Origin of the sequence: Hyella patelloides LEGE 07179 (assembly GCF_900659865.1) — a bacterium.
Taxonomy (GTDB): domain Bacteria; phylum Cyanobacteriota; class Cyanobacteriia; order Cyanobacteriales; family Xenococcaceae; genus Hyella; species Hyella patelloides.
On sequence record NZ_LR214084.1, the window covers coordinates 1 to 7,379 of the forward strand.

Sequence of the window (7,379 nt, forward strand, 5' to 3'; positions counted from 1 at the left end):
TGATACTCTTCTGAGCTTTCTTTAAAGACATTAGCAGACATTAAAAATAGCACTTATGAAAAGCATTAGCAGATGTAAAACCCTGATTTTTCGTTGAGTTACTTCTGCTAATACAACTTATCAGACAGAAAGAGTCTGTGAGAGAGCCTAATTTTAAAACCCATATATATCAATGGTTTGAATGAGATGCAGCACGAAATTACACGTATCTCGGTACGACCCCGACTAAACACCAATCCTCTTACATAGACGAGAAATGCCCCAAATGCCACTAATACTAAGTAAACCTAAAGTAGGGGAGAATTTAAATGGAACGGATGCGCTAGAATCGGCATAAACAAAATTATCCATTCCAAAACTATCATTACCAAAATTAATCCTTCTAAGAGCTACAGTATTAAAACTATCTCCATCAATAATAAGTCCAAAAAAACTAAGGTTACGAGTCACATTTAAAGAAAAACTTCCTCCTTGAATTAAATTACCAGTTAACCTAGTTGCTCCATTCACAGAAACAGAGGCAAAATTTGCGCCAAATGCTGTAATTGGAGAGTCAAATGTTGCCGTGAAAAATGAAGAGCTATTTGTTAAACCATTGATGATGGGACTTCCATCTATATCCAACGAAGCAGAGTCTAGAGGTGGAACATCAATCTTTTGTTTTCCAGGGATAGAAGTTATGCCATTAAGAGTAAAGTCACCAACATCTAATGATGTGTCAACAAAAGATGTATCAACTGTATAAGAATTAAATGTTTCCTCGCTAAAATTTCCGCCTACTGCTGCCTCCCAAGATGCTCTGTCACTAAAAGCAGAAACACTAACTGCCTTAGCTGGCGCAGATATAGTTAAAACTAAAGTTATTACAGCTACATATGCGCCAAAATTGTTTGATTTAACCATAATTTTTTCTTAGTAACTATATTTAAGTAAATGATTCAATACTTTTTTAACAGCTATTGCTGTTGGGTGCTAACTGCCTCCAAATCTCCAGAGAGTGATAGGTATAACCAATTTGGCGTTGAGCCGAGATACGTGTAAATTCGTGCCACATCGCCTTGAAACTATTGCTATATATAGCTTCCAGATTTCAATTATTTCTCACGCGATTTATGTCTGCTAAGTTGTATTAGCAGAAATAACTCAACTAAAAACTAGGGTTTTACGTCTGCTAATGCTCTTCATAAGCCATATTTTTAATGTCTGCTAATGTTTTTGAAGAAAGTTAATACTAAGCAAAATATAGGTTAAAGCTTTATAGAATAAGTTTTTCAAGCTTTTTGCTATACAGATAGTTGGCGATCACGCAGTGGCAGCCCTTCGGGCTGATCGCAATATAGTCTGAAAAATCAAACCCTTACGGAGTAAGAGTTACAGAGAGATGTGGCATGATTTTACACGTATCTCGGTCAAACCCCACGCTGGTCTAGAAAAAGTTACATCAAAGCTGCCAGGATATCACAAGTCTCCATCTAATTACCTGCGAATTTCAAAACCTTCAAATTCTTCAACATCAATTATTGTTTTTACTTGCATATTATCAATCACATTGAAAATCTATTAAATTGAAATTATCATCGAAACTGAACAAGGCTCTAACTTTTGTAGTTGTCTCCGTTGTTGTAACTCTTTCATCGTCATCATAATCGTCATCATCATAAACGTAATAATTATCAGTATCTTCTGAATATTTATATATGATAATTCCATCAAAATCATGATATCCGTTCTGATCACCAAGATAATCTAATCTAAAATCGTTTGGTATTTCATAATGGTGCGATTCACGCTCTGCTGATTCCTGTAATAAATATTGTTGAATTTTTCCAATTAGTACTTTTTCGTTATAATTCATAGCTAAAATTTAGAAACGTCGAATCTAAAGGTAGTTTTAAAAATTTCAAACTTCATCCAAAACTGTAGCTTTATCTGCTTTCATTTTTTTACGATATTTAAAATAGGTTATGAAAGATTTGAATACTTAAAAAAATAAGACAAAAAGGAAAGAAGATTATGGCAATAATGATTCCAGAAACCATACCTGGTGAAGCATCTCAGGGAGAAAAAAGGTTATTTGCCATACTTCGCGAGCGATTGAGTAATACATTTGTAGTTTGGCATAACCCAAAAATTATGGGTCTAGAAGCTGATTTTATTATTTTATCTCCAACATTGGGTTTACTCGTTATTGAAGTTAAAGGATATTTTTATAAAAATATTAAAATAGCAAACCGTGATTTTTTTACCATTGAAAGAGTTAAAAATGGAGTAGTAAAAATCGAACGAGAAAAAGCTCCCTTAGAACAGTGTCGCGGATATTTTATTAACCTGCTCGAAACTCTGAAAAATTTTCCCGTCTTATGCCATCAAAAAGGCAATTATGAAGGAAAGCCAATATTTCCTATTGGTCATGGTGTTGTAATGTCAAATATTACTAGAAACCAAGCTGAAGAAGATAATTTAATTCAAGTTTTAGAACCACCCCAAGTAGCTTTTAAAGACGAACTATTATCCTGGCAAGAGATTGAAGAAAGGACATTAGTAAATCGTTTCAAGGAAATGTTTACTACTTACTTTCCTTTCAAAACTTTAACTCAAGACCAAATTAGTACGATAAAAGGTATTTTATATCCAGAGTTTGTAGCTAAAACAGAATTAGCAACACCTAGTAGTGTACCTGACGAAATAGAATTACCTCCTAATAGTAAAATTCTCAAGACTTTGGATATCCAACAAGAACGTTTGGCTAGAAGTATCGGAGAAGGACATCGTTTATTTAGTGGTGTAGCTGGTTCTGGAAAAACGATTATTTTACTTGCCCGTGCTAAGTTTCTGATTAGCCGTAATCCTGATAGTCGAGTTTTGATTTTATGCTACAACATTACTCTAGCTGCTTATTTGCGATCGCTGCTACACGACGATTCTCTCAATCTTCAATATAAAAAAATAGAGGTCTACCATTTTCATAATTGGGCTAGGAGAATTTTAGGAAGATTACCCAATCCCAAACAAATTGAAGCAAATTATGATGAATATTTAGGAGAAAAATTAAAAGCTCAAATATCTTCCTTAAAAAACGAACAGAAATGGGATTCGATTTTAGTTGATGAGGCTCATACTTTTCTTCCAGAATGGCTTAAATGTTGTGTTGAAGCTCTCAAAGACCCTGAAAATGGTAGTTTAACTATTGTTTCTGATGGCTCGCAAACTCTTTACGAACGTACTAAATTTACTTGGAAATCAATAGGTATTAAAGCCAGAGGAAGAAGTAAAAAACTCAGTCAAAACTATCGTAATACTCAAGAAATATTGTCGGCTGCCTGGAGTGTTATCGATTCTATTAGTACCAATTCATCTGCTACTAATACTGAAGGTATAGAATCAGCTTTTCCTGTCATTAAACCAAGTTCTGCTTTAAGAAATGGAGTCAAGCCAGTATTTCAACTTTTATCATCTCGAAAGAAAGAAATAACGATTTTAACCGAACAAATTGAAAAACTAATCGATAGAGGATATCAAACCAAAGATATTGCTATTGTTTACAGTTATGTTGGCAAGTATTATCAGCAAGATTTTAATCTACTGATCGATAGTTTAAGTCAGAATAATATTAATTATTATTGGGTGGCTAAATCGTCAGAATCTAAAATTAATTACAATAATAAAATACCTGGTATTAGAATTATTACTGCCTTATCATCTTTGGGATTAGAATTTAAAACAGTTATGATTCCTTGGATTCAACAATTTGATAATAGTTATACATCTAATCCAGAATCAATTATCAGATTGAAAAGACAACTTTATGTGGCAATGACTCGCGCTCAAGAAGAACTATATTTATTTGGGTCTGGTAATGTGTCAATCTTAAATACTTTAAATAAAGATGATTTTTTTGATGTAGTTAAACTTTAATACTTGAATTATTTCTTGTTAGTGATTTTGCTATCAAAAAACCCAGTCACTACAAGAGCAACTGGGTTGAGAATTAATAACTAGATGTAGCGACCCGTGATTCTGAATCACTCCGACCTAAAATAACGGCATTATGAAGCCCCCATTAAGGTCGAAGACTAGCAAATCTCGAAGGAGACGGCTGTTTGAGTATGGGGGTAGTTACCGATAAAACGAGGTCTAGCAGCCAGGGTGTAAAACGCTGACACAATAAAGCTAGATAACTCTGCCACCCCACACAAATTTCTTCCCGCTCCCGCTTCAATCCTGCTATCAAAGCCGAAGCCACTTTTTGGGCAGTCATCGGTTGGACGAAACGAAATAGTTTGAGTCCTTTAACCATATCGGTATCGGTTAAAGAAGGCAGCAAAGCCACAACTCGCACATTGTCAGGAGCTAATTCTGCTTTCAAAGCTTGAGTAAATCCTACTAAAGCAAATTTGGTAGCCGAATAAGTCGCCATAGTAGGAGCAGCAATTTTGCCCATCAGACTGGAAACATTGACGATAGTTCCTTCTCGTCGATGCACCATCCGTTTGGCAATCAAACGAGTGATGTTATAAGTTCCCACCAAATTGAGAGAAACTTCAGCTTCGATTTGTGACGGATTGGTTTGCAAAAATGTATTTTGGTGTGCCACTCCCGCACAGTTGACCAGTAAATGAATTGCTCCATATTCACGCATCGCTTTAGTTACGGCAATGCTAACTTCTTTGATTTGGGTTAAATCTAAAGGCAGTACGATCACTTGGATGCGGGAATTCAAAGCCTGAATTTCTGTTGCCAATTCGGCTAATTTAGCTCCGTCGCGGGCGACTAAGAGTAGTGTTTTGAGGTCTTGTCGGGCTAGGGCTAGGGCGATCGCTTTTCCGATGCCACGAGAAGCTCCCGTTACCAGAGCAGTTTTCTGGGAAAATTTCATGAGATTAAACCTGAGATTAATTATGTTGGCAATGCTGGAGAATTAGTGTAGAGAGATGAGCTAACTGACTTGAATCGAACTGACGAGTTCGCGCCCTTGAGAGCTTATGGGAGTGCGACTCGTTGTCGATAGAAGAAGCTAACAACCAGCCTAAAAAGAGAACTCTTTGCTTCGTGTAGTTATCATGATGTTCCTCCTCGGTAAAATACCGAACTCGAATTGCATTCACAACTTAACAACTCTGTCGAGGGAATTTAACGTTTTTTAATAAATCTGGTAAATTGTCACATATAGCAACAAAATTCTCATAATGGGAATGAGCGAGAAAGTTCGCCACTATAATTATGGGATCGCGAAGCTTGAGTGACTGTATTTTAGTTAGATTTTGGGGACTGCAACAAAACGATCCTGAGAAGATATTCGACTGTATAGAACTTTATGAGTAAAAAATCGCTCTGCTGAAAAATTCCCATCTCTAATTTTGATGAAACAATGGACATAGGATGAAGCTGAAGAAATGGCAATGAAACAATAAATCTCGAAAAAATTATTGATCATCTAAATAGCGATCGCGCAGTGCTAGGCTACGAGGCGATCACGCAGTGCCAGCCGAAGGCTGATCGCTTTCAACAAAAAACCAGCCCCGTAACGAGACTGGCATCTACTGAAGTAAGGAAAAATGAATATTTATGCACCGTAGGTAATACCGCGATATTTTCTCAAACCCAATTGTGGCTTATTAGTAATAATAGGACGGCGAAGCTGATATTTCTGTCCTCTAAAGCTAGCTGTTTGTTCACTTGCTTCTGTTTCAAGGTGATCGCCTAATGTAGAGTAAAGCTGTCCTAAAAAACGTAGTTCCATTTCTTAATTCTCCTGTTGTTGATTATTTATATGTGAGAAGGATTTAAACTTATGCAGTAGTTGTCTCGGCTAGATAATTAATTTATCTTTGTTGTCTGTATTAAAAAGAAGAATCGAGAAGAAATAGGGAGTAAAACAATTAATTATGGACGATACCTTTGATCCTGAAAACCTAGAACATTGGTTACTGCTGTTATCCTTAATTGGCATGACTTGCTATAGTTTCTGGCTGGTGTTTAAAATGCCGAGTTCAAACGGGAAGAATAGCCATAGATACAACCGTAAGACAGGAAAAATAGAGCGTAATGATTGAACATCTGATAAGTATTAGTGGGTCTATTCTCGTTGTTTACCGTACCAGTGAGGGTGATTATCGTTACGAGATAGTCTTTTGGGATGGCTCGTATTATCAGCCCGACGAACTTTATCCACTAGCACATCAGGCTAGAGTTGCAGGAATAAAGAGTATCAAAACTGTAATTGGTTATTAAAGCTATTTTTTAGTATTAATTAAAGATATTTATTTAGTCTCTAAATTAATTACAGATTTATTGGGTGCGGGTTCAACTGCCTCGGTTGTAGAGCCATTATTATCTTGTTTGACTACTTGCAATCCATGATTCTCAAAACTTGGTTGATTCTCTTCTTGTTTTCCATTTGACTGCGCTAATCCAGCAGCACCAGCGATCGCAGTTCCCGCCAAACCAAAGGCAGCTTGAGCTAAATCCTTATTATTTTCGCTTATTGAGGCAGCTATTATAGCGAGTACAGCAATTAAGGTTCCCGCGCCTACTAGATACAAAGGAGTTCTAGCTTTGATTATTTCCGAGTCTGAAGTTGGTCTATTCATGATTAATAAAAGCGTTTATTTTAGGTACATCAATGATATACATAGCAGTCACTCAATTTATGCCATCTAAAATAAATGATTATCATTTTTTCTTTTAAGGCAAACTAGAAACAGTCTTAACAATGTAGTTATGCCCAAGATTCCCGACTGTAATCGCTGTTCTCTTTATGCACGTAGCAACTATTTAGTTTGTGGCGTTCATCCATTTGGTGTAGATACAGATAGTTGCATTGATTTCAGACCAGACCCCAACATTGAAGAAGAAGAACAATGGAGTCCAGAAGGATATAGCTGGTATGGTGAAGAGCTAATTGCTAACAGACCATCTCGCTACACTGAAGATGAACAATTAGAGATATTAGATAATCATCCTTTCTTTACTGGTATCTGTCCCAAATGTAGCTATAGGTTCAATCTAAATAATCAGATAGTTCACTATGACTGTCCTGTTTGCGATTTTGTAGATGATTCTGTTTAAAGCTTTATCTAATAACGTTTTTGGGCGACAAGTCGCTTCTGAAATGGTAGGGCTTACCCAGTAAAGTCGATCGCCAGCGATCTCTTGAGATCGCACCTTTTTAAAGAAGGCATATCAATATTAAAAGTAACTCTCAAAAAGCGATCACGCAGTGCCAGCGAAGCTGATCGCGTATCTTTAGTTATCTGTTAGGGCGTGTCAGTAATTAATTAATTGGGATTCAGCGATCGCAGTGCCAAGAAATATCGTCGCTACGCGGTTTTAAAAACAGCTTATAAGAGTGTAATTAAAGTTGTAAAGACGTTTTTTTT

The 7,379-nt window shown here is 36.3% G+C and carries 9 protein-coding genes; 4 read left to right on the plus strand and 5 right to left on the minus strand.

Annotated features, from left to right (window positions below):
• Positions 1-225: 225 nt before the first annotated feature.
• Both H1P_RS29145 and H1P_RS29150 read right to left on the minus strand, forming a co-directional pair.
• Positions 226-903, minus strand: coding sequence for a PFE-CTERM domain-containing protein (locus H1P_RS29145; protein WP_144874340.1), 678 nt, complete (start codon positions 901-903; stop codon positions 226-228).
• A 637-nt stretch (positions 904-1,540) separates the two neighbouring features.
• Complete coding sequence (locus H1P_RS29150) at positions 1,541-1,855, minus strand: hypothetical protein (RefSeq protein ID WP_144874342.1); 315 nt, start codon at positions 1,853-1,855, stop codon at positions 1,541-1,543.
• A 158-nt stretch (positions 1,856-2,013) separates the two neighbouring features.
• Here H1P_RS29150 and H1P_RS29155 point away from each other — a divergent pair, with 158 nt between their 5' ends.
• Positions 2,014-3,915, plus strand: coding sequence for a 3'-5' exonuclease (locus tag H1P_RS29155; RefSeq protein WP_144874344.1), 1,902 nt, complete (start codon positions 2,014-2,016; stop codon positions 3,913-3,915).
• 145 nt (positions 3,916-4,060) lie between these two features.
• Here H1P_RS29155 and H1P_RS29160 read toward each other — a convergent pair whose 3' ends face one another.
• Complete coding sequence (locus tag H1P_RS29160) at positions 4,061-4,876, minus strand: SDR family NAD(P)-dependent oxidoreductase (RefSeq protein ID WP_144874346.1); 816 nt, start codon at positions 4,874-4,876, stop codon at positions 4,061-4,063.
• Positions 4,877-5,563: 687 nt separating this feature from the next.
• Entirely contained in the window at positions 5,564-5,740 is a 177-nt protein-coding gene (locus H1P_RS29170) for a DUF4278 domain-containing protein (protein ID WP_144874350.1), read from the minus strand.
• Between the two features lie 145 nt (positions 5,741-5,885).
• On the opposite strand from H1P_RS29170, the gene H1P_RS36700 reads away from it, so the two are divergent.
• Positions 5,886-6,053: a hypothetical protein gene (locus H1P_RS36700; RefSeq protein ID WP_186376211.1), complete on the plus strand. Its 168-nt coding sequence runs from the start codon at positions 5,886-5,888 to the stop codon at positions 6,051-6,053.
• Positions 6,046-6,231, plus strand: a complete 186-nt coding sequence (locus H1P_RS29175) for a hypothetical protein (protein WP_144874352.1) — start codon at positions 6,046-6,048, stop codon at positions 6,229-6,231. The genes H1P_RS36700 and H1P_RS29175 overlap by 8 nt, the downstream gene beginning before the upstream one ends.
• 29 nt (positions 6,232-6,260) lie before the next feature.
• Here H1P_RS29175 and H1P_RS29180 read toward each other — a convergent pair whose 3' ends face one another.
• The gene (locus H1P_RS29180; RefSeq protein ID WP_144874354.1) at positions 6,261-6,590 is read right to left on the minus strand and encodes a hypothetical protein; all 330 of its coding nucleotides are present in this window, start codon (positions 6,588-6,590) and stop codon (positions 6,261-6,263) included.
• 130 nt (positions 6,591-6,720) lie between these two features.
• Between H1P_RS29180 and H1P_RS29185 the strand changes: the two genes are divergently transcribed.
• The gene (locus H1P_RS29185) at positions 6,721-7,068 is read left to right on the plus strand and encodes a hypothetical protein (RefSeq protein ID WP_144874356.1); all 348 of its coding nucleotides are present in this window, start codon (positions 6,721-6,723) and stop codon (positions 7,066-7,068) included.
• Positions 7,069-7,379: the final 311 nt, after the last annotated feature.

Excerpts from the sequence above, each read along its gene's own strand:
- H1P_RS29145 (WP_144874340.1), bottom strand. The coding sequence starts at position 903 with ATGGTTAAATCAAACAATTTTGGCGCATATGTAGCTGTAATAACTTTA.
- H1P_RS29175 (WP_144874352.1), top strand. The coding sequence starts at position 6,046 with ATGATTGAACATCTGATAAGTATTAGTGGGTCTATTCTCGTTGTTTAC.
- H1P_RS29160 (WP_144874346.1), bottom strand. The coding sequence starts at position 4,876 with ATGAAATTTTCCCAGAAAACTGCTCTGGTAACGGGAGCTTCTCGTGGC.
- H1P_RS29185 (WP_144874356.1), top strand. The coding sequence starts at position 6,721 with ATGCCCAAGATTCCCGACTGTAATCGCTGTTCTCTTTATGCACGTAGC.
- H1P_RS29155 (WP_144874344.1), top strand. The coding sequence starts at position 2,014 with ATGGCAATAATGATTCCAGAAACCATACCTGGTGAAGCATCTCAGGGA.
- H1P_RS29150 (WP_144874342.1), bottom strand. The coding sequence starts at position 1,855 with ATGAATTATAACGAAAAAGTACTAATTGGAAAAATTCAACAATATTTA.
- H1P_RS29180 (WP_144874354.1), bottom strand. The coding sequence starts at position 6,590 with ATGAATAGACCAACTTCAGACTCGGAAATAATCAAAGCTAGAACTCCT.
- H1P_RS29170 (WP_144874350.1), bottom strand. The coding sequence starts at position 5,740 with ATGGAACTACGTTTTTTAGGACAGCTTTACTCTACATTAGGCGATCAC.
- H1P_RS36700 (WP_186376211.1), top strand. The coding sequence starts at position 5,886 with ATGGACGATACCTTTGATCCTGAAAACCTAGAACATTGGTTACTGCTG.